The organism is Nonomuraea ceibae, assembly GCF_019396325.1.
GTDB lineage: Bacteria > Actinomycetota > Actinomycetes > Streptosporangiales > Streptosporangiaceae > Nonomuraea > Nonomuraea ceibae.
Map to the genome: position 1 here is coordinate 1 of NZ_JAHKRO010000154.1, position 19,497 is coordinate 19,497.

A 19,497-nucleotide genomic window follows, 5' to 3' on the forward strand; every position below is an offset into this window, starting at 1 on the left:
CACCCCGGCCGGCGTCCCCTCCCCGGACGGCGTGGCGAGCGTCCCGGTGGGGGTGGCCGGCTCGGGGTGGGGGGTCGTGGTGAGGAGGACGAGGCCCGTCAGGGCGGTGAGGAGGGCGGCGAGGCCGGCGCGGCCGAGGCGTTCGCCGAGCAGGAGCCGGCCGCCGAGGGCGGTGAAGACCGGCGTGGCGCCCATCGTGACGACCGTGGCGATCGCGACGCCCGAGTGCGCGATGGCGCCGAAGTAGGCGGTCTGGTAGACGGCCATGCCGGCGCCGACGACGGCGACGCGGCCGTCGAGGCGGAGGCCGCGGGCGAGCGGCAGCAGGAAGATCGCCCCGAGGAGGTAGCGCCAGAAGGACACGTCCAGGGCGTCGAGCCCGCCGCCGGCGAACAGGAGGGCTCCGGCGGCGCCGCCGGTGCCCCAGGCCGCGGCGGCGGTGGCGACGTACAGCGTGGCACGCCGGGTGGTGAGCTGGGTCATGACAGATGTGCTCCGATGAGGAGTGGTGGATTGGGCCCGGATGCGGGCAGCAACCACCACCGGATCTGTCAGACCCGGAGATTCAGGGAAGGCCGCCCGCTAGCGGGCGGGCGGAGGCGAACAGATGAGGCGTCGCGGCATGCCACCACCCTAGCTCCGCACGGGCCCCGGGCTCATCCCCTTAATCGCGGTCAGGGCTTGCGGGCGACGCCGCCCAGCAGGATCTCCTCCCAGGGGGCGAGCGGGCCGGGGAGCCGGTCGTCGGGGTGCCATTGGGGGAAGTGGACGACGCCGGGTTCGACGAGGTCGAGGCCGGCGAAGAAGCGGGTGATGCTCTCGCGGCCGCGGAAGTGGCCGGTGCCCATGGTGACCTGGAGCATCGTCTCCAGCGCCTGGGCCTTGGGGTTGGGGCCGGACATGAAGTTGGAGGCGGCCAGGTGGCTGCCGGAGGGCAGCGTCGCCATGTAGCGCCGGATGAGCGCGTGCGGGTCGTCCTGGTCGGGGATGAGGTGGAGGAGCCCGATGGCGAGGACGGCGACGGGCTGGTGGAAGTCGATGAGGCGGCGCAGTTCGGGGTGGCCGAGGACGGCGGGGATGTCGCGGACGTCGGCGGTGATGGCGGTGGCGTGGTCGTTGCGGGCCAGGATGGCGCGGGCGTGCGGTTCGACCATCGGGTCGAGGTCGACGTAGACGACGCGGGCGGAGCTGTCGGCGAACTGGGCGACCTCGTGGGTGTTCTCGACGGTGGGCAGCCCGGCGCCGAGGTCGACGAACTGGCGGACCCCGGCCTGGCGGACGAGGTAGTCGACGACGCGGCCGATGAAGGCGCGGTTGCACCAGACCAGGTCGACGACCTCGGGCACGGCGTCCTTGAGGCGGCGGGCCACGGCCCTGTCGGAGGCGAAGTTCTCGGTGCCGCCGAGCAGGGCGTCGTGCACCCGGGCGACACTGGGCCGCTCCGCGTCGACGCCGGGCGGTATCCACTCGTGGCCGGATTGGATGGTCACCTGCGCCCCCCTTCGAGAGGTTGACGCGGATCGTACCCATTGTCCGGGTCTACGGCCAGGTGGGGTCGCCGGCGGGGGTGACGGGGGCGTCGAGCACGTTGAGCCGTTCGAGCAGGGTGAGGAACGTCGAGGCGTACGGCGAGTCCGCCACGACCGCCGCCACCCGGTCCCAGTCGACCTGCTCGCGCAGCGCCCGCACCTGGGGCAGCAGCGCCCCGTAGTCGCAGGCGTGCTCGGAGAGCGGCAGCAGCCAGGAGATGACCAGGTCGGTGGCCTCCAGCACGGGCACGATGACGGCCGACGCCTTCATCGGCTCGGCGCGGGCGAGAAGCGCCGGGGTGACCTCCTGGTCCGACACCTTGAAGATCAGGTCCACCAGCCGGCCCTCGTCGTACGCCTTGACCAGCCAGTCCTCGGGGGGTTTGGCCGTCTCGAAGCCGGCCGAGCGCAGCGCCTCCAGCGCGGCGGGCACGTCGTGCTCGGCGAGCACGAAGTCCACGTCGTGCAGCGACGGCGCGGCCCCCCTGGCGTAGGCCGCGCAGCCGCCGGCCAGCGCGAACCTCACCCCGGCGTCCTTCAACGCGGAGCTGGCTCGCTTCAGCGTGTCGAGGATGGCGTCGGTGACTTCGTGGCCGTGGCTGCTCATGTGTGCGGGCTACCCTCACGATCGCCGAATAGGCGTGATCACGGGCGTTCGGGGTAGCGCGAGGCCCCATGACGCAATTCCTGGAAAGGACCGAGCAGGAGTACCAGGGCGAGCATGATCGCCCGCTCGGCACGTACGTGAGGATCATGGGCACGTACGGGGTACTGGTCGGCGCGGCGGCGGCCGCGGCGGCGCTGACCGGGCGGCGGGCGCCGGACCGGGTCGGGCTCATGGACCTGGGGCTGATGGCGGCGTGCACGCACAAGGTGGCGCGGCTGCTGGCCAAGGACCCGGTGACGAGCCCGCTGCGGGCGCCGTTCACCCGGTACGAGGGCGTGAGCGGCCCGTCGGAGCTCAAGGAGGAGCCGCGCAACACGATGGGCGAGCTGCTGAGCTGCCCGTTCTGCATCGCGCAGTGGGCGGCCACCGGTTACGCCATCGGCCTGGTGTTCGCGCCGCGGGTGACGCGGCTGGCGGGGGCGGCGATGACGGCGGTGGCCGCGTCGGACTGGCTGCAGCTGGCCTACGCGAAGCTGATGAAGTCGGCTTCCTAGCCTCTGACCAGCGGCAGCACCTGGCGCTGGTAGAAGTCGAAGAAGGCGTCCTGCTCGGGGCCGATCTGGCTGACGTAGACCTCGTCGAAGCCGGCGTCCACGTACTCGCGCAGGGCGCGGGCGTGGACCTCGGGGTCGGGGCCGCACGGGGTGCCGGCGACCGCCTCGTCCTCGGTGACGGAGGCGGCGAGCTGCTCGAAGTGCCGGGGCAGCGGCAGGATCTGGGACGCCTCGCCCTTGATGCCCCGGGTGGGCCACAGGCGGTGGACGGTCTTGCGCGCGCTCGCCTCGTCGGCGGCGTAGCACGCCTTGAGCCCGCCGAGGGTGGGCTTGCCGGCGCCGCCCGCCTGGCGGAACTTCTCCACGCTTTCGGCGCTGGGGCCGGTGGAGACGTAGCCGTCGGCGATGCGGCCGGCCAGTTCGATGGACTTGTCCCCGAAGCCCGACATGTAGATGGGCGCGGGCTCGTCGGGCAGCGTGTAGAGCCGGGCGGTGTCCACCTGGTAGTGGCGGCCCCGGTGGGTGACGAGCTTGCCGGTGAACAGCTCCCGCATGAGGCCGACGGCCTCCTCCAGCATCTCCAGCCGTTCGGCGGCGGGCCGCCAGCGGGACTCGATGACGTGCTCGTTCAGCGCCTCCCCGGTGCCCACGCCGAGCCGGAACCGGCCGCCGGTGAGCGCGGCCGTGGTGGCGGTGGCCTGGGCCACGATGACGGGGTGGGTGCGCACGAGCGGGCAGGTCACGGCCGTGGTGATGGGCAGCGAGGTGGCCTCCGCGATCGCGCCGATGACCGTCCAGACGAACGGGGCCTGTCCCTGCTCGTCGAGCCAGGGGTGGAAGTGGTCGGAGATCCACAGTGCCTCGAACCCGGCGCGTTCGGCGGCCTTGGCCTGGCGGACCAGCTCGCGGGGCCCGTGCTCCTCGCAGGACAGGAAGTAGCCGTATGTCGTCATGCGGCTACCCTTCCCGTCGCCGGAACGGAAAACATGTTAAGTGTCGAATCAGCGGGGCAGTTGCTGGCTCATGGCTACTTTGCTCTGGATCATCGCGGTAATCCTCGTCATCGCCGGGATCTATGTGATCCTGGCCCGTCGCGATCTCCTGTGGGGGATCGTCCTTATCGTTCTCGGTTTCCTCGTCGGGCCTGGCGGGGTCAGTATCTTCAATGTTTAGGCAGGTCAGCGGTCAGTCTCATCCGCTGGGCCGAACTCCGAGACCGGCCCAGCGGAACCAATAAACAGTTTTTGCTTAAATATCGCCCCACGCCGAACTCAGTGCCACTCCTAAGGGCATGGGCGTGGGGTGAGTGATTTGCCGTCGTTCAGCCGTTACGAGACGGGCGCAGCCTCGGCGAGAGTGCGTGAGCAGCTCGCCAGGCTGCGCCTTCATCTGCGCAACGGGGCCGTCATCGACGAGGCCACCGCCCGGCTGGCGACCGGCCTGGACATCCGCCCGGCCGAGGCCGCCGAACGGCTGGCCAGGATGGCCAAGCAGAGCGGGCTCTCCCTGGTCGACGTCGCCCTGGGGGTCGAGCGCCCGCCGGAGCCCGAGGTCGTCGCCGCCGAGGTGCCGGGCTGGGTGCGCGGCATGCTGGAGGCGGTGCACGCCTCCGCCATCTACATCACGCCGGTCTGCGACGAGGCCGGGCGCGTGGTCGACTTCCGCATCGTCGCCGCGAACCGGCACGCCACGACGCCCGCCGGACTCACCGAGGACCAGCTCACCGGGCGGCGCCTGCTCACGGCCAGCCCCGGGGTGGCCAGCTCGGGCCTGCTCGACGACTACATCCGCGCGTACGAGAGCGGCGAGCCCGTGCAGCGGGTGCCGCTGGAGTTCGTGGAGGTCGTGGAGCACCGGGTGTGGCCGGCGACGCTGAGCGTGCGCGCGGCCCGGGTGGCCGACGGGCTGCTGGTCACCTGGCGGACGCTGGACGCCGAGGAGCTGCTGGTCACCGGCTGGGAACGCGCCCAGCGGCTGGCCGAGCTGGGGTGGGGCGAGTGGAACCTGGCCACCGAGAACGTCCTGTGGACGTCCGGCCTGTACGAGATGTTCGGCCGCAACCGGGACGATCCCCCGCTGACGCTGGAGGACGTCTCCAGCATGGTGGTGCCGGAGGACCTGCCGCTGGTGGACGACATGATGCGCTCGCTGCTGGAGTACCGCGAGGCGGTCGAGACGTCCTTCCGCGTCCAGCACCGCTACGGGGTGCGGCACCTGAGCGTGTTCAGCGAGCCGATCCTCGACGGCGACGGCGTGCCGGTGAAGGTCCGGTGGCTGGCCCAGGACGTGACGCGCACCCGCCGCAGGGAGCGGGCGCTGGCGGTGGCGCACGAGCAGGCCACCCGGCAGCGGCGGCGGGCCGAGGAGGAGCACGACCTCACCGTGCGGCTGCAGGACACGATCATGCCGCTGCGCCGCGGCCTCGTGCACACCCCGGGGCTCGCGGTCGGCGTACGGTATCTGCCGGCGGAGGAGCTGGCGCGGCTCGGCGGCGACTGGTTCAAGTCGCGGGTGCTGCCCGACGGCCGCACGCTGCTGGCGATCGGCGACGCGATGGGCCACGGGCTGACGGCGGCGAGCCTGATGCTGCAGATGCGCTCCGGCCTGGCCGGGCTCGCCTACACGGCGGCGCCCGCAGGGCAGCTCGCCACCTGGCTGAACGACCTGATCCTGCACTCCAACGAGGGCGTCACGGCGACCGGCACGGCGATCATCGGCCACTTCGACCCGTCGGACCGCACGTTCTCGTGGACCAGCGCCGGGCATCCCGGCCCGATCCTCGTCAGGAACGCCCGGGCGCGGCTGGTCGAGGCGGCGACGGGCACCATGCTGGGGGCCTTCGGCCCGGTCGAGTACAGCATGTGCGTCACCCCGCTGGAGCCGGGCGACCTGCTGGTGCTCTACACCGACGGCATGGTGGAGCGGCGCGGCCGGGACCTGGACGCCGGGATGGAGGCGCTGGTCCAGGCGGCGCACTTCTGCGTCGGCGACGACCCGGAAGAGGTGATCGACTGCCTGCTGGGACGGCTGGGCGGCGGCTCGGACGACGACATCTGCCTGATGGCCGTGCGCGTCCTCTGAGGAGCCGCCCCTCAGAAGCCGTTGAGGCAGTAGACCGCGTACGCCCGGCCCAGCACCGGCAGGGCCACGTTGCGGACGCGGATGCCGCCCGGCGTCATGCCCTTCTCGCTGCCCTTGTGCGCATGGCCGTGCAGGATGAGGTCGGCCCCGGCCGTGTCGACGGCCTCGGCCAGCAGGTAGCTGCCGAGGAAGGGGTAGATCTCGTGCGGCTCGCCCTCCAGCGTCTCCTTGACGGGCGAGTAGTGCGACAGCACCACGCGCCGGTCGGCCTGGATGTCCTTGAGGGCACGCTGCCACGCCTCGGCGATGTAGCGGGTGTGCGCCACGAAGTCCTTGATCTCCCGCTCGCCGAACTCGCTGGCGCACTTGCCGGCGAACCCGCCGCCGAAGCCCTTGCCGCCGACCACGCCGAGCCGGACCGGGCCGCAGTCGAGGACCGCGCCGTCGTCGTCGAGCACGATGATCCCGGCGTCACGCAGCTCGCTCGTGATCTCGTGCTGGAGATCGGAGTGGTAGTCGTGGTTGCCGAGCACGGCGACGACGGGCACCGGCAGGTCGCGCAGCTCGTCGGCCACCAGCCTGCCTTCCTCCAGCGTGCCGTGCCGGGTCAGGTCACCGGCGACCATGAGCACGTCGGCGCGTTCCTCGATGCCTTCCAGGCGCTTGCGGTACTGGCCCCGGACGTCCTCGCCCAGGTGGATGTCTCCTACGGCTGCTATGCGCAATTCAGTCAAGATGCTCTACCTCCCCGGGCTCGGTCACCTCGACGACGTTGATCTCGTTGTGCACGTGCAGGTCGGGGGCGGCCTCCCTGGCCACCTCGGCGAGCCTGTCGCGCTGTTCGGCGCCGCTCACCTGGCCGCGCAGGAACAGCTGGTCGCCGCGCACGTCGACGTGGATGCCGAGCTCGTGCGTACGACCGTCCTGTGCCATCGCCTCCTGGACGCGGGCCGCGACGTACTGCGGAGCTTCCATGGCTTCCTCCTTACTCTGACGCCGCATGCCCCTGGACGAACAGCTCAAACAGCAACGAGAAGGTCGATGACCGCGCGCTCCACGGTCCCGTGCGTGGCGAGCATGCCGTGGTCGACGTCCGCCCCGAGCTCGGTCAGCGCGCCCGCGATCGTCCGGCCGCGCTCGTACGCCTCGATCACGCGCGGATCCACGTACGAGGAGCGGGCGACCGTCGGGGTGTTGCCCAGGTACTCCGAGACCTCGCGCATGACCCGGGTGATCGCGCGCTTCCTGGCCGTGGCCGAGTCCGCCTCCTTGGACACCGCGAGGCCGACGGCGGCCAGGACCGTGGCGTGCCAGGTGCGGAAGTCCTTGGCGGTGAAGTCGCCGATGGTGTCGCGCAGGTAGGCGTTGATGTCCTCGCTGCGCACGTCGGCCCAGCCGCCGTCGTCGCGCCGGTAGCGCAGCAGCTCGCCGTCGGCGCGCAGCGCCTTGAGCGACCTGATGACCCGGCAGGCGCCCGCGTCGGCCACCTCCACCTCGCGCGGGATGTCGCCCTTGGCCGGGTAGCAGCAGGTCACGGTGTTGCCTGAGCAGGTGACGTGCTCCATCCTGAGCGTGGCCAGGCCGTAGGTGTCGTAGCTCTCGCCGCCCACGCGGAAGAAGCCCACGTCCAGCAGCCGCGCGGCGGCGGCCAGCACCCGCTGCCGGGTCAGGCCGCGCCCGGCGAGCTGGTCGTCCACGGTCTTCCTGAAGGCCGGCAGTCGCTCGGCCAGCTCCAGCACCCGGTCGAACTTGGCCTCGTCCTGCTGCCGCCGCCACTCCTCGTGGTAGAGGTACTGCCGGCGGCCCGCGGCGTCGGTTCCGGCCGCCTGCAGATGGCCGTGCTCGGAGGCGCAGATCCACACGTCGGTCCAGGCCGGGGGGATGACGAGCGCCTTGATGCGCTCCAGCGTCGCCGGGTCGCGCACCGGCTCTCCGTCCGGCCCGTGATAGCTGAAGCCGCGCCCGCGGCGGCGCCGCACGATGCCCGGCTCGTTCTGGTCACTGGGATGCAGGTCCGGCACGCCGGCCCGGCTACCCACGACGTTAGGCGGCAAACGGCACGGGCAGGTGGCCCCCATGACTGAAGACCGGAATTGGCAAGAGACCAGGGACGGCCGCGGCCACGCCATGGTCCCCGCCACGCCGCGCGACGTGGTGCACATCCGGGTGGGCTCGTTCCTCCTGGTGTTCCTGTTCGCCTTCGCCGTGCTCGGCGTCATCGCCCGCGCACCCGTCATCACCGGGATCGCCGTCGTGTTCGCCGTGGTGGTCGTGATCGACATCGTCATGGCCGTACGCCGTCAGAAGAACCGCGACACAGGAGAGGCGGGCTGAACTCCCCCATGTCAGCACATCCCCTCCAGGACAAGGTCGTCGTCGTCACCGGCGCCAGCGGCGGCGTCGGCCGCGCGGTCGTGCGCGAGCTCGGCCGCCAGGGCGCCAAGGTGGCGCTGATCGCCCGGGGCACGACCGGGCTGGGCGCCGCCGCCGTGGACGTCGGCGCCGCCGGCGGCGTCGGGCAGGTGTACGAGGCCGACGTCGCCGACTACGACCAGGTACGGCAGGCGGCCGAGCAGGCCGAGGCCGACCTGGGCCCCATCGACGTGTGGATCAACGTCGCCTTCTCCTCGGTGTTCGCCCCGTTCACCGACATCGAACCCGCCGAGTTCGAGCGCACCACCGCCGTCACGTACCTGGGCTACGTCTGGGGCACCAGGGTCGCCCTGGACCTGATGCGGCCGCGCGGGCGCGGCGCGATCGTGCAGGCGGGCTCGGCGCTCTCCTACCGCGGCATCCCCCTGCAGTCGGCCTACTGCGGAGCCAAGCACGCCATCAAGGGCTTCACCGAATCGGTCCGCACCGAACTGCTGGCCGAGCGGAGCGGCATCCACATCACCATGGTGCAGCTGCCGGCCGTCAACACGCCGCAGTTCGACTGGGTGCTGTCGAAGCTGCGCCGCCACCCCCAGCCCGTTCCCCCGATCTACCAGCCGGAGGTCGCGGCCCGGGGCATCGTGCACGCCGCCGCGCATCCCGAGCGCAAGGAGTACTGGGTGGGCTCCATGACCGTGGCCACGCTGCTGGCCCAGCGCATCGCCCCCGCGCTCGTGGACCGCTACCTGGGCAGGACCGGCGTGGACTCCCAGCAGACCGGCGAGAAGCCGCCCAGCGGCGTGGCCAACCTGTGGGAGCCCGCCGACGAGACGGCCGACTACGGCGCGCACGGCAGCTTCGACAGCAAGAGCCACGGCCGCAGCCCGCAGCTCTGGCTCTCCCGCCACCGCGGGGCCGTGACGGCGCTGGCGGGCGCGGCGGCCGGGGCCGTCCTGCTCCGCCGCGTGCTGCGCTGACCCGCTCGCGAGCCCTGCCGTCCAAGCCGACCAGGAGGTGGCCTGATGGCCGACCTAGATCTTCAGTTCCTCGGGGAGCTGGCGGCGCAGTTGCGGGTCGACTCCGTGCGCGCCGCCGCCGCGGCCGGATCCGGCCACCCCACGTCGTCGATGTCCGCGGCCGACCTGATGGCCGTGCTGTTCGCCGGCCATCTGCGCTACGACTTCGCCGATCCCGCCAACCCGGCCAACGACCATCTGATCTTCTCCAAGGGGCACGCGTCCCCGCTGCTCTACTCGCTGTACAAGGCCGCCGGGGCGATCAGCGACGAGGAGTTGCTGTCGTTCAGGAAGCGCGGCAGCCGCCTGGAGGGCCACCCGACGCCGCGCCTGCCCTGGGTCGAGGTGGCCACCGGCTCCCTCGGCCAGGGGCTGCCCGTGGGCGTGGGCGTGGCCCTGGCCGGGCGGCTGGAACGCATGCCGTACCAGGTGTGGGTGCTCTGCGGGGACAGCGAGCTCGCCGAGGGCTCGGTGTGGGAGGCCGCCGAGCACGCCGGCAGCGAGGGCCTGTCGAACCTCACGCTCGTCGTGGACGTGAACCGGCTCGGCCAGCGCGGCCCCACCCGGCACGGCTGGGACCTGGGCGCGTACGCGCGGCGGTTCGGCGCGTTCGGCTGGCACACCGTCGAGGTGGACGGGCACGATCCCGGGCAGATCGACTACGCGCTCGGCGACGCCCGCAGCACGCGCAGGCGGCCCACCGTGATCCTGGCCAAGACGCGCAAGGGCGAGGGCGTCCTGGAGGTCGAGAACCGCGAGGGCGCGCACGGCAAGGCGCTCAAGGAGCCGGACCTGGCGGTCGAGGAGCTGGGCGGCCGGCGTGACCTGCGCGTCGAGGTGCGCAAACCGGACAACGGGGGCGACCCGTACCGGTTCCCCGACGGGGAGCTGCGGCTGCCCGAGTACGAGCTCGGCGCGCGGGTCGCCACCAGGACGGCGTACGGCGAGGCGCTGGCGGCGCTCGGCGCGGCGCGCGGCGACGTGGTCGCGCTCGACGGCGAGGTGGCCGACTCGACCAAGGCCGAGGCGTTCGCCCAGCAGTTCCCCGAGCGGTTCTTCGAGATGTACATCGCCGAACAGCAGCTCGTCGCCGCCGCCGAGGGCCTGCGCATCCGCGGCTGGATCCCGTACGCGGCCACCTTCGCCGCCTTCCTGACCCGCGCCCACGACTTCATCCGGATGGCCGGGGTGTCCCAGTCGTCGATCCGGCTGGTCGGCTCGCACGCGGGCGTGTCGATCGGCGAGGACGGGCCGTCCCAGATGGGGCTGGAGGACCTGGCCATGATGCGCGCCGTCTACGGCAGCACCGTGCTCTACCCGTGCGACGCCAACCAGACGGCGGCGCTGACGGCCGAGATGGCGGACCTGTTCGGCGTCGCCTACCTGCGCACCACGCGGGGGGACACGCCGGTCGTCTACCCGCCCGGCGAGCGGTTCCCCGTGGGCGGCTCCCGCGTGCTGCGCCACTCCCCCGCCGACCGGGCCACGATCGTGGTGGCGGGCATCACCGTGCACGAGGCCCTGGCCGCGCACGAAACGCTGGCCCGCGAGGGCATCCACGTGGGCGTGATCGACATGTACTCGGTCAAGCCCGTCGACGCCGCCGCCCTGGTCGAGGCGGCCACCACGACCGGCAACCTGATCACCGTCGAGGACCACCGGCCCGAGGGCGGCTTGGGCGACGCCGTCCTGGACGCGGTCAGCGAGCTCGGCCCGCGCGTCGTCAAACTCGCCGTCCACGGCCTGCCCGGCTCGGCGACCCCGCAGGAACAGCTCGCCGACGCCCGCATCGACCGGGACGCCATCGTCGCGGCGGTCAAGCGGCTCATCTGAGGCGCACACGCGAGAAGACCTCCACCCGGGCTCCGGGTGGAGGTCTTCTTCCTGCGGTCAGCGGGACTTGGCCGTGGCGCGCCGGTTGGCCTTCTTGATGGCGTCCACCAGCTCGGTCTTCTTCATCTTCGACCGGCCCTTGATCCCCAGCCTCGACGCCACCCCCTGCAGGTGATCCTTGCTGGCGTTGGCGTCGACGCCCTCGGCCGTGCGGCCGGACCGGTCCGTGGCCCCCTTGTCGGAAGGCCCCTTCTTCGCCTTCGGCTCCCAGTGGTCGCCGACCTTCTCGAAGGAGTGCTTCAGCGCCGCGAAGGCCGTCATGTGGGCGCGCCGGCCCTCGCCGTACTCCTCGACGGCCGAGTCGTGCGCCTTCATCCACGTGTCCTGCGCCTTCTTGGGCGAACGGCGGATGGTCTGCGGCAGTTCCTGACTGGCTGGCATGTGGCTTCACCTCCTACAGCGGCGGCTCGTCATGGTGCCGACGCTCCTCGTACACCGTGGTCCTGCGTGCCTCGGGCTCCTCGTAGATCTCGTGCCTGTGGACAGGCTGTTCGATCGGGCCCACGGCCCTGCGGGTCACGCTGATCCGGTAGATGCCGAAACCCAGCCCGACCAGCCCACCCAGCATGATGATGACGCCGACGATGTTGATGTCGAGACCGGCGAGGTCGAATTCGACGGCCCAGGTGAGGATCGCACCGAGCATGATGAGGATGATGCTTCCGGCGATGGTCATTTGCTTTACCTCCTTGGCACGAGAGAACCTCTATCCATATGTGGAAAAACAAACCAATCGTGGTGATCGGGCTGATGGGCAGCGGTAAGACGACCGCTGGCCGGCTCCTCGCGGAGTCCCTCGGGCTGCCCTTCAGCGACAGTGATCCGTTCCTGCAAGAGCGTTACGGGCTCAGCGCGGCCCAGATCGCCGCGCGTGACGGCGCCGACGTGCTGCACCGGCGCGAGGCCGAGCACGTGCTGCACGAGCTCGCCGACGGGCCCAAGGTGATCGCCGCGGCGGCGAGCACGCTGGAGAGCCCCGAGGTGCGGGCCGCGCTGCGCGACGCCCTGGTCATCTGGCTCGACGCCGACGACGAGGTGCTGACGCAGCGGATGCGCTCCGGCGACCACCGGCCCGACTTCTCCCCCGCGGCGATGCGGGCCAGGCGCGAGCACTTCTTCACCGAGGTGACGGACCTGAAGTACGACGTGGGGGCGTTGCGGCCGGAGGAGGTGCTGGCGGCGGTCCGCCGCGATATCGGCTTGCCCCCCGCCGAACAGGGCTGATAGCCATGGGCGATGTTCTCTGACAAACCTGTGCTGGTGGGCTCCCGCGTGACGCTGCGGCCGGTCGGCCCCGAACACGCCGAGGGCCTGTTCGAGCTGGTGTCCGACGCCGAGGTGCGGCGGCTCACCGGCTCGCACGGGGAGATCGACCTGGAGGCCGCCCGCCGCTGGTGCGCCACCCGGGCCGACCACGACGACCGCCTCGACCTGGCCATCATGGCCGGCGACAGCTACGTGGGCGAGGTGGTGCTCAACGAGCTCGACCCGGCCAACCTGTCGTGCAACCTGCGGATCGCGCTGCTCGGCTCGCGGGTGTTCGGCAAGGGCTACGGCACCGAGGCGATCGAGCTGGTGCTCGGCCACGCGTTCACCAGGACGCCGCTGCACCGCGTCAGCCTGTGGGTGCACACCTTCAACGAGCGGGCCAGGCACGTGTACAAGAAGGCCGGGTTCGTGGAGGAAGGCGTGCTCCGCGACGCGCTCCACTGGGACGGCGCCTGGCACGACTCGGTCATCATGTCCGTACTGCGGCCGGAATGGCTGGCAGGATCCCGGAGCCTGCAATAATGATCATGACCACGGGCTCCCCGAGGCGCGCGGGGAGCCTGTGGTGTCCTGGCACCAGGCGCAACCAAACGCCGCGGTCGCGCATCTAAGCCTTCGATGATGCGCTCGGTGCCCGGTGACCCCGACAGGCTTGGCGGCTACTGGCCGGCAGGCAGGCTCAGCGCGTCCCGGCGCGGCGTCGTCTACGACGCCTACGACGACGAGGGGCGCAGGTTCGCGGTCCTGGTGCCGCGCGGCGCGCTCCCCCCGATCCGGCCGGTCGCCCACCCGTGCCTGGCCGAGGTGGTCGAGGTCCGGCCCGACGCCGCGCCCGCCTACCTGGTCACCGCCTTCGCCGACGGGCCCTCCCTGCGCGAGGCCGTCGAACGCCACGGCCCCTACTCCGGCGGCGAGCTCGTCACGCTCGCCTCCGCGGTCGCCGCCGCGCTGGCCGCCCTGCACGAGGCGGGCGTCGCCCACCAGGACTTACGGCCCGAGAAAGTGCTGCTGAGCGCCGACGGCCCCAAGGTCGTCGGCATCGGCGGGCCCGGCGCCGTCGCCGGCACCCGCACCTACATGGCGCCCGAGGTCTTCACCGGCGAGCCCGCCGGGCCTGCGGGCGACGTGTTCGCCTGGGGCGCCCTCGTCCTCTACGCGGCCACCGGGCGCGACCCCTTCAGCGGCGCCAGCCTGGGCGAGGTCATGCACCGGCTGCTGTCCGCCGACCCCGACCTGACCGTGCTGCCCGGCACGCTGCGGCCCCTCGTCGGCCGCGCCCTCGCCAAGGACCCCGCCGCCCGCCCCTCCGCCGCCGACCTGCCCGGCCCGCCGCCCGGCGGCCCCGCCGTCGTCCTGGCCCCCGGACTCACCGGCCCGCCGCCGCTCGGCGAGGTGGCCGAGCAGGTGTACGCCACGCTGACCGGCCCGCAGCGCGCCGAGCTGCCGGGGCTGCTGCTGACGCTGCTCGAAGGCGGCCCGGCCCACGACGAGCACGGCACCCTGGCCCGCCTGGAGGAGGCTGGGCTGCTGGTGCGGCCCAGCCTGCGCGTCCCCCCGGTGGAGACGCCTGCGGGCACCCTGGTGGCGATCGGCGGCCACGGCATCGTCCCCGCCAGCGCCGCCCTCTACCGCGCCTGGCCCCGTCTCCGCACCTGGACCGCCCTCCACCCCGACACCGGCCACCCCGACACCGACCACCCTGCCCCCGACCACCCCGCTCCCGAGGACACCCCCGCGACCGTCCACCTTCCGGCGACCGCCCCTGCGGACGAGCCCCCTCTCACGGATTCCCCTGCGGGCGAGCTCCCTCACCCGGCCTCCCCCGCGGGCGGCCTACGTGGGCGGCTCTCTGGGGGTGACCGTCGTGAGCAGCCGCCGGCGGCCCCCTCTGCGGGCGCTCGGCGTTCGGGGCCCGCGCCCGAGGCGGAGGGCCGGGTGCGGCGGTTCCGTCCGCCCAGGCGCTTCCACGGCCCCGGGGCCCGGTGGCGGCGGCGGAGCGGGGTGGCGGCGCTGGCGGCGGCCGTGGCGCTGCTGGGCGTGGCCGTGGTGACCGTCAAGGAGCAGCCCGAGCAGGTCAGCCGGGACAACGCGCGCCTGGTGGCCGCCAGGGCGGAGGCGCTGCGCACCGAGGACCCGCAGACGGCGATGCGGCTCAGCGTCGCGGCGTGGCGGCTGGCCCCGGTGCGCGAGGCGCGGGCGGCGTTGCAGGCGTCGCTGTCGCAGGAGGAGCTGGGCGTGTTCACCGACCCGGTGCCCACCCGGGGCGCGCGTTATCGGCTGAGCGGCGACAGCCTGGTGCGGTGGGAGGGTGACGCGGTCACCGCGTGGGACGTCCCGACCGGCCGCCGGCTGGCGACCCACCCGCTGCCCCCGGCCACGACGGGCGTGAGCGACGACGGCCGCTACGCCGAGACGGCGGGCGGCACCCCGGTGGCGGTGGCGACGGGGGCGCAGACGGATGCCGCGTTCCTGGTCAGCGTGGGCGGCCGGACGGAGCTCTTCTCGGGCGGCGAGCGGCTGCTGGAGGTGGCGGGCGGCCGGGTGGCGCTCTCGCCCGACGGCCGCCGGGCGGCCGTCTCCAGGCCGGACGGCCGGGTGGAGCTGTGGGACGTGCCGAGGCGCGCGCTGACACGGGCGATCCGCGTCGCCCCCGAGGAGGGCGCGGCGCCGCTGGCGTTCAGCCCGGACGGCCGCCTGCTGGCGGTCGCGGGCGCGAAGACGTTCCTGATCGGCGCGTCCACCACCCGGACGCTGACCCCCACCTCCGACGCCCCCACCTCCGAGGCCCCCGCTCCCGCCGAAGCCGCATCCGAGGACACCGCCCCCGCCGAAGCCGCGTCCGGGGAGCCCTCCGGGCCGCCCGTGTTCAGCCCCGACGGCCGGTTGCTGGCCGTGGCGAGCGGCGACGCCGTGCGGCTGTGGCGGGTCGGCGACGGGCGGCTGCTGAAGTCCGTCGCCCTGCAGTCCCCCGGCCACTCCTACACGTTCTCGGCCGACGGCCGCGCCCTGCACTACCTGAGCGGCCCCGGCACCGTGATCTCGCTCGACGTCCAGGAGACCGGCGAGGCACGGGCCGACGCGGTGCGGGAGGTGTGCGCCAAGGCCGGCGGGCTGAGCGAGGCCGAGTGGCGCAGGCTCATCCCGGAGACCGGCTACCGGCAGGTGTGCTGAGCGCGTGCCCGCAGCGGCGGGCCGGCCTGGTGCCGCCTGCGGTGAAGTCCGGGTCGAGCTCCACGTCCGTGAGGATGGTGCCCTCGACGGGCCGCCGCACCGTGGTCATCCGGCCGCAGTCGTAGAACACGTACGACCCGGCGTCCTGGCCGAGCACGAGCCACCGTTCGCGGGAGACCGGCTTGCCGTCGCCGTCGCGTACGGCGGCCCACTGGTTGGGGAAGCCGGCGAGCTGGAGCACGAGGTTGCCGTTGCCGTTGGCGTGGATGTCCTCGGCGCCGTCGGTCATCCAGCCGACGAGCACGAACCCCAGCCCGATGCCGACGAACGCGCTGGTCAGCACCCGCATCCCGGCCCGTCCGGCGGGCCGGGCGCGCAGCAGCCGGTACGGGACGAGGAAGCCGAGGAGTGCGACGGCCACGACGGTGACCAGCACCGGCGTGCCGGTGACCTCCAGGCCGCTGAGCAGCCCCCAGCCACGGGCACGACGACGGTGCCGAGCTTGTCGAACAGGTCCAGCACGCTGCCCCGGTCCACCGGCTCCGCTCCGGTGCGCTCCTCGGCGGGCAGCACCGTTTGATGACTCATGTGACGGCAGTGTGGCTTGTGAATATTGATAACGGATCGACGGGAGATAACCGATTGGGCGGCAAGCCGGCGACCAGAGGGCGGCAAGAGGCGGCGCGCATGCTTCCGGCATGAGCACCGTGAAGCTGAGCACCGTGAAGATCCCGGCGGTCGCCCCCCGCCGGCCGGACGAGCGCGAGCCCGACCTCACCTCGATGTACGTCATCCACCGCGCCATGCTCGCCGACCTGCGCCGCCTCGCCGCGGCCTGCGCGCGGGGAGGGCGGGACGGCCCGGTACGCGCCTACACGGGGGCGCTCCTGACCGAGGTCGACCACCATCACGCGAACGAGGACGACCTGCTGTGGCCGGTCATCGAGCGCACCGCGGGCCATGCCGTGGACCTGTCCCCGTACACCGACGACCACCAGGCGCTCGGCCCGGTCCTGGACCGGTGCCGGGCGGCGCTGGACCGGGACCTCGCGGCGCTCGGACACGCCCTGACCGAGCTGCTGGAGCTGCTCGACGACCACATCGCGGAGGAGGAGTCGGAGCTGTTCCCGATCATCTTCCGGTTCGTCCCGTACGAGGCGTACGCGTGGGTGGAGAAGCAGGTCGGCAAGCGGGCCACGCCGCGTCAGCTGATGTTCACGGCGCCGTGGCTGCTGCGGTACGCCACGCCGGAGGAGGGCGCGCGGCTGCTCACGGCGGCGAGTCCGCCGCTGCGCCTGCTCGTCCCCGCCCTCAGGCTCCGGTACGCGCACCGCGAGATGCGGACGTTCGGCTGAGTCAGGCGAGCGCCGCGCGGGCCGCCTCGCGCCAGGCGGCGACGCCGGCCCGTTCCGCCACCTCCAGGGCCTGCCGGTAATGGGGCTCGGCAGGGCGTCCCAGGTAGGCGGCGAGGTCGCCGAGCACCTGGGCGGTGGGCCAGACGGCCAGGTAGCCGGTGCCGCCGACCGGCTGCCCGGCGTACGGCAGCAGCTCCTCGTACGCGCAGGCCGCCCGCGCCCGGTCGTCCAGCGCCACCCCGAGCAGGCCGCGCACGGCGGTGAGCAGGTGCCAGAAGTAGTCGCGCCGCAGCGGCCTGGCCGGGACGGGCACCAGCGCCCGCGCCTCGGCGGCCCGCCCGGCATGGCAGAGCGCCAGCGCGTACAGCTCGGCCGTCTGGTCCCGCCACGGCTCGTAGGCGGCGAGCGGCTCCAGCCGTGGCAGCAGCGGCGTCAGGTCGCCGCGCAGCAGCCGCATCCCGTACAGGCCGAGCGCGAGCAGCCCGGTCTCGTGCTGCCACATGCCGAGCCGCCCGGCCAGCTCGGCGGCGGCGCGGTAACGGGCCTCGGCCTCCACGTCGTCACCGGCCAGCACCGCGCGGAGCCCGTCGTAGAAGCCGGTGACGACCAGGGTCAGCGGCAGGTCGTACCGGGTGGCGAGGTCGCGGGCGGCCGAGGCGTGCGCGTCGGCGGCGGCGAAGTCGGCCTCGCCCGTGGCCGCCTGCATGAGCATGAGCCGGGCCAGCGCCTCGACGGTCACGTCCGAGCCGGACAGGGCGAGCAGTTCGGTCCCGATCGCCTTGCGCTCGGCCAGGCCGTCGTAGCGGAACGACTGGTGGAAGCGTCCGTTGAGAGCGAGCACCAGCAGCGGGCGGTCGCCCAGGCGGCGAGCCATCGCGACGGCCTCGCGGGAGGCGAGGTAGCCGCGTTCGGTCGGCTCGCCTTCGAGCTCGAAGCCCAGCGTGGTGAGCAACCGGCAGCGGGTGCGGCTGTCGCCCGGCGGCAGCGTGGCCAGCGCCGCCTCCACGGCGTCGATGAGCGCGGTGTCGAGGCCGCCGTACTCGCGGTTGCTCCAGAACGTCGGCACGTCGAACGAGACAATCACCCGGGCGAGCAGGGCCGGGTCGCCAAGCGGGAGCGCGTCGCGGACGGCCCGCTCGCGGTGCGCGCGGGCGGCGACGAGCCTGCCGGAGTTGGCCAGCGACGAGACGAGGCCGAGCGTGAGCTCCAGGCGTTCGCGGGGGTCGCCGGTGAAGGCGTCCAGCGCCTGCTGCCACAGCGCGGCCGCCTCCTGGTGCGCGAAGCGGCGTCCGGCCTGCTCGGCGGCCAGCCGGGAGTAGCGCACGGCCTTGGCCGGGTCCGCGCCGCCCGCCGTGTAGTGGTGGGCGAGCGCGGCCACGTCGCCCGGGTCGTGCTCCTCGATGGCCCGCGCCACCCGCTGGTGCATCCTGGCCCGCCTGATCCGGGACAGGTCGTCGTACAGCGTGTCGCGGATGAGCGCGTGCGCGAACCGCAGGCGGCCCGCCCGGGGCTCGGTGAGCAGGCCCGTGACCAGCCCGGCCTCGACGGCGTCGAGCACGCTCTCCTCGTCCGCGCCGCTGACGGCGGCCAGCACGTCCACGTCGCTCTCCCGGCCGATGACCGCGCCGTGCCGCAGGATCGTCGCCGCCTGCGCGGGCAGCCGGGCGACGCGGCGGCGCAGCACCTCCCGCACCCCCGCCGGGATCGCCGCCGGGCCCTCGGCGTCGAGCAGGCGCGCGGTCTCGCGGACGAAGAACGGGTTACCGCCGGTCCGCTCCGCGATCTCCGCCACCGTGCCGGGCGGGGCCGGGCGGCCCGTGGTGGCGCGGATCAGCTCGGCCACCTCACCGGCGGCCAGGCCGCCGAGCTCGATCCTGGCGGGCCCGTGCGCGGCCAGCGCCGCCAGCGCGTCCGCCAACGGCTCGCTGGGCTCGGTGTGCCGGTACGAGCCGACCACCAGCACCGGCAGCCCGGCGGTCTCCTCCACCACGTGTACGAGGATCGCCAAGGTCTCGGCGTCGGCCCGGTGCAGGTCGTCCAGGACGAGCAGCAGCGGCTCCCCCACGCCCGACACGAACGCGCTCACCGCCCGGCGCAACCGGAACCTCGCCGTGGCCACGTCGCCCCGCACCGGCGCGTCGAGCAGCAGCGGCGCCAGCGGCGCGGCGTCGGCGGGCGGGAAGCGGGCGGCCAGCTCGCGCAGCAGCTCCGCCCACGCCCACCCGGCGGGCGCCCCCTCGTGCTCCGGGCACCGCCCCCACGCCGCCACCCACCCGGCGCCCGCCAGCCTCGCGCGCACCTGCTCCATGAACGCCGTCTTCCCCACCCCCGGCTCCCCGCTCACCAACACCACCCCACCCCGAGCCTCCCCGCCCCCGGGAAACCCGCCAGCAGCCGGAACCCCCGGAGCGGGCGAAGCCCCCGGGGCAGCCGAAGCGCCGCCCGAAACGGCCGACGCGGCCGGCGCGGCCGGCGCGGGCGAAACCGCCGGGGTCGCCGAGAATCCCGAAGGTCCCGCAGCATCGAGGACCTGCGGGGTCCCTGGGGTGGGCGGGTAGCTCGGGTGGGTGGTGAGGGTGAGGACGGTGGTCAGTTCGGCGTGGCGGCCTATGTACGGGCCGGCGGGGGCCGAGGGGGCGGAGGGGCGGG

21 protein-coding genes are annotated in these 19,497 nt (G+C 73.4%); 10 read left to right on the plus strand and 11 right to left on the minus strand.

Annotation, left to right across the window (positions count from 1 at the left end):
• From KME80_RS45300 to KME80_RS45310, 3 genes are all read right to left on the minus strand, one after another.
• A partial coding sequence (locus KME80_RS45300) for an EamA family transporter (RefSeq protein ID WP_219517964.1) occupies positions 1–483 on the minus strand: 483 nt, incomplete at its 3' end.
• Positions 484–674: 191 nt separating this feature from the next.
• On the minus strand, positions 675–1,490 hold the full coding sequence (locus tag KME80_RS45305; RefSeq protein WP_219517965.1) for an SAM-dependent methyltransferase: 816 nt from the start codon (positions 1,488–1,490) through the stop codon (positions 675–677).
• 49 nt (positions 1,491–1,539) lie between these two features.
• A complete protein-coding gene (locus KME80_RS45310) occupies positions 1,540–2,136 on the minus strand; it encodes a nucleotidyltransferase (protein ID WP_219517967.1) in 597 nt (198 codons plus the stop codon).
• 68 nt (positions 2,137–2,204) lie between these two features.
• Between KME80_RS45310 and KME80_RS45315 the strand changes: the two genes are divergently transcribed.
• A complete protein-coding gene (locus KME80_RS45315) occupies positions 2,205–2,690 on the plus strand; it encodes a DUF1360 domain-containing protein (RefSeq protein ID WP_219517969.1) in 486 nt (161 codons plus the stop codon).
• On the opposite strand, the gene KME80_RS45320 is transcribed toward KME80_RS45315, so the two are convergent.
• Entirely contained in the window at positions 2,687–3,643 is a 957-nt protein-coding gene (locus tag KME80_RS45320) for a TIGR03557 family F420-dependent LLM class oxidoreductase (RefSeq protein WP_219517971.1), read from the minus strand. The genes KME80_RS45315 and KME80_RS45320 overlap by 4 nt on opposite strands.
• 70 nt (positions 3,644–3,713) lie before the next feature.
• Between KME80_RS45320 and KME80_RS45325 the strand changes: the two genes are divergently transcribed.
• Both KME80_RS45325 and KME80_RS51285 read left to right on the plus strand, forming a co-directional pair.
• The gene (locus KME80_RS45325; RefSeq protein WP_020543887.1) at positions 3,714–3,863 is read left to right on the plus strand and encodes a GPGG-motif small membrane protein; all 150 of its coding nucleotides are present in this window, start codon (positions 3,714–3,716) and stop codon (positions 3,861–3,863) included.
• A gap of 183 nt (positions 3,864–4,046) precedes the next feature.
• Entirely contained in the window at positions 4,047–5,771 is a 1,725-nt protein-coding gene (locus KME80_RS51285) for a SpoIIE family protein phosphatase (protein ID WP_219517973.1), read from the plus strand.
• Between the two features lie 11 nt (positions 5,772–5,782).
• Here KME80_RS51285 and KME80_RS45335 read toward each other — a convergent pair whose 3' ends face one another.
• From KME80_RS45335 to KME80_RS45345, 3 genes are read right to left on the minus strand one after another with little or no spacing between them, the layout of a single operon-like run.
• A complete protein-coding gene (locus KME80_RS45335; protein ID WP_219517975.1) occupies positions 5,783–6,505 on the minus strand; it encodes a metallophosphoesterase family protein in 723 nt (240 codons plus the stop codon).
• Positions 6,498–6,746 carry a BON domain-containing protein gene (locus KME80_RS45340; protein WP_219517977.1) on the minus strand — a complete coding sequence of 83 codons (249 nt, stop codon included), beginning with the start codon at positions 6,744–6,746 and terminating at the stop codon, positions 6,498–6,500. Before KME80_RS45340 ends, KME80_RS45335 begins: the two co-directional genes overlap by 8 nt.
• 44 nt (positions 6,747–6,790) lie before the next feature.
• Complete coding sequence (locus KME80_RS45345; RefSeq protein WP_308126201.1) at positions 6,791–7,810, minus strand: DNA topoisomerase IB; 1,020 nt, start codon at positions 7,808–7,810, stop codon at positions 6,791–6,793.
• A gap of 37 nt (positions 7,811–7,847) precedes the next feature.
• Here KME80_RS45345 and KME80_RS45350 point away from each other — a divergent pair, with 37 nt between their 5' ends.
• From KME80_RS45350 to KME80_RS45360, 3 genes are read left to right on the plus strand one after another with little or no spacing between them, the layout of a single operon-like run.
• Positions 7,848–8,105, plus strand: a complete 258-nt coding sequence (locus KME80_RS45350) for a hypothetical protein (protein WP_219517981.1) — start codon at positions 7,848–7,850, stop codon at positions 8,103–8,105.
• Between the two features lie 8 nt (positions 8,106–8,113).
• Entirely contained in the window at positions 8,114–9,121 is a 1,008-nt protein-coding gene (locus tag KME80_RS45355) for an SDR family oxidoreductase (protein WP_219517982.1), read from the plus strand.
• Between the two features lie 45 nt (positions 9,122–9,166).
• Entirely contained in the window at positions 9,167–10,993 is a 1,827-nt protein-coding gene (locus KME80_RS45360; RefSeq protein ID WP_219517984.1) for a transketolase, read from the plus strand.
• Positions 10,994–11,050: 57 nt separating this feature from the next.
• Here the strand turns inward: KME80_RS45360 and KME80_RS45365 are convergent, their stop codons facing one another.
• Together KME80_RS45365 and KME80_RS45370 are read right to left on the minus strand one after the other, a co-directional pair.
• The gene (locus KME80_RS45365; protein WP_219517985.1) at positions 11,051–11,434 is read right to left on the minus strand and encodes a ChaB family protein; all 384 of its coding nucleotides are present in this window, start codon (positions 11,432–11,434) and stop codon (positions 11,051–11,053) included.
• A 13-nt stretch (positions 11,435–11,447) separates the two neighbouring features.
• On the minus strand, positions 11,448–11,729 hold the full coding sequence (locus KME80_RS45370; protein ID WP_219517986.1) for a hypothetical protein: 282 nt from the start codon (positions 11,727–11,729) through the stop codon (positions 11,448–11,450).
• A gap of 59 nt (positions 11,730–11,788) precedes the next feature.
• Here KME80_RS45370 and KME80_RS45375 point away from each other — a divergent pair, with 59 nt between their 5' ends.
• The 3 genes from KME80_RS45375 (at position 11,789) to KME80_RS45385 (ending at position 15,493) form a co-directional block, all read left to right on the plus strand.
• Positions 11,789–12,277, plus strand: coding sequence for a shikimate kinase (locus tag KME80_RS45375; RefSeq protein WP_219517987.1), 489 nt, complete (start codon positions 11,789–11,791; stop codon positions 12,275–12,277).
• A gap of 12 nt (positions 12,278–12,289) precedes the next feature.
• Complete coding sequence (locus KME80_RS45380; RefSeq protein ID WP_219517988.1) at positions 12,290–12,844, plus strand: GNAT family N-acetyltransferase; 555 nt, start codon at positions 12,290–12,292, stop codon at positions 12,842–12,844.
• A 108-nt stretch (positions 12,845–12,952) separates the two neighbouring features.
• Positions 12,953–15,493, plus strand: coding sequence for a protein kinase domain-containing protein (locus KME80_RS45385; RefSeq protein ID WP_219517989.1), 2,541 nt, complete (start codon positions 12,953–12,955; stop codon positions 15,491–15,493).
• Here KME80_RS45385 and KME80_RS45390 read toward each other — a convergent pair.
• Positions 15,459–15,929 (minus strand): hypothetical protein, encoded by a 471-nt coding sequence (locus KME80_RS45390; RefSeq protein WP_219517990.1) that lies wholly within the window; start codon positions 15,927–15,929, stop codon positions 15,459–15,461. The genes KME80_RS45385 and KME80_RS45390 overlap by 35 nt on opposite strands.
• Before the next feature lie 262 nt (positions 15,930–16,191).
• Between KME80_RS45390 and KME80_RS45395 the strand changes: the two genes are divergently transcribed.
• Positions 16,192–16,848, plus strand: a complete 657-nt coding sequence (locus KME80_RS45395) for a hemerythrin domain-containing protein (RefSeq protein ID WP_219517991.1) — start codon at positions 16,192–16,194, stop codon at positions 16,846–16,848.
• Between the two features lies 1 nt (position 16,849).
• Here KME80_RS45395 and KME80_RS45400 read toward each other — a convergent pair whose 3' ends face one another.
• On the minus strand, positions 16,850–19,201 hold the full coding sequence (locus KME80_RS45400; RefSeq protein ID WP_308126202.1) for an ATP-binding protein: 2,352 nt from the start codon (positions 19,199–19,201) through the stop codon (positions 16,850–16,852).
• Positions 19,202–19,497: the final 296 nt, after the last annotated feature.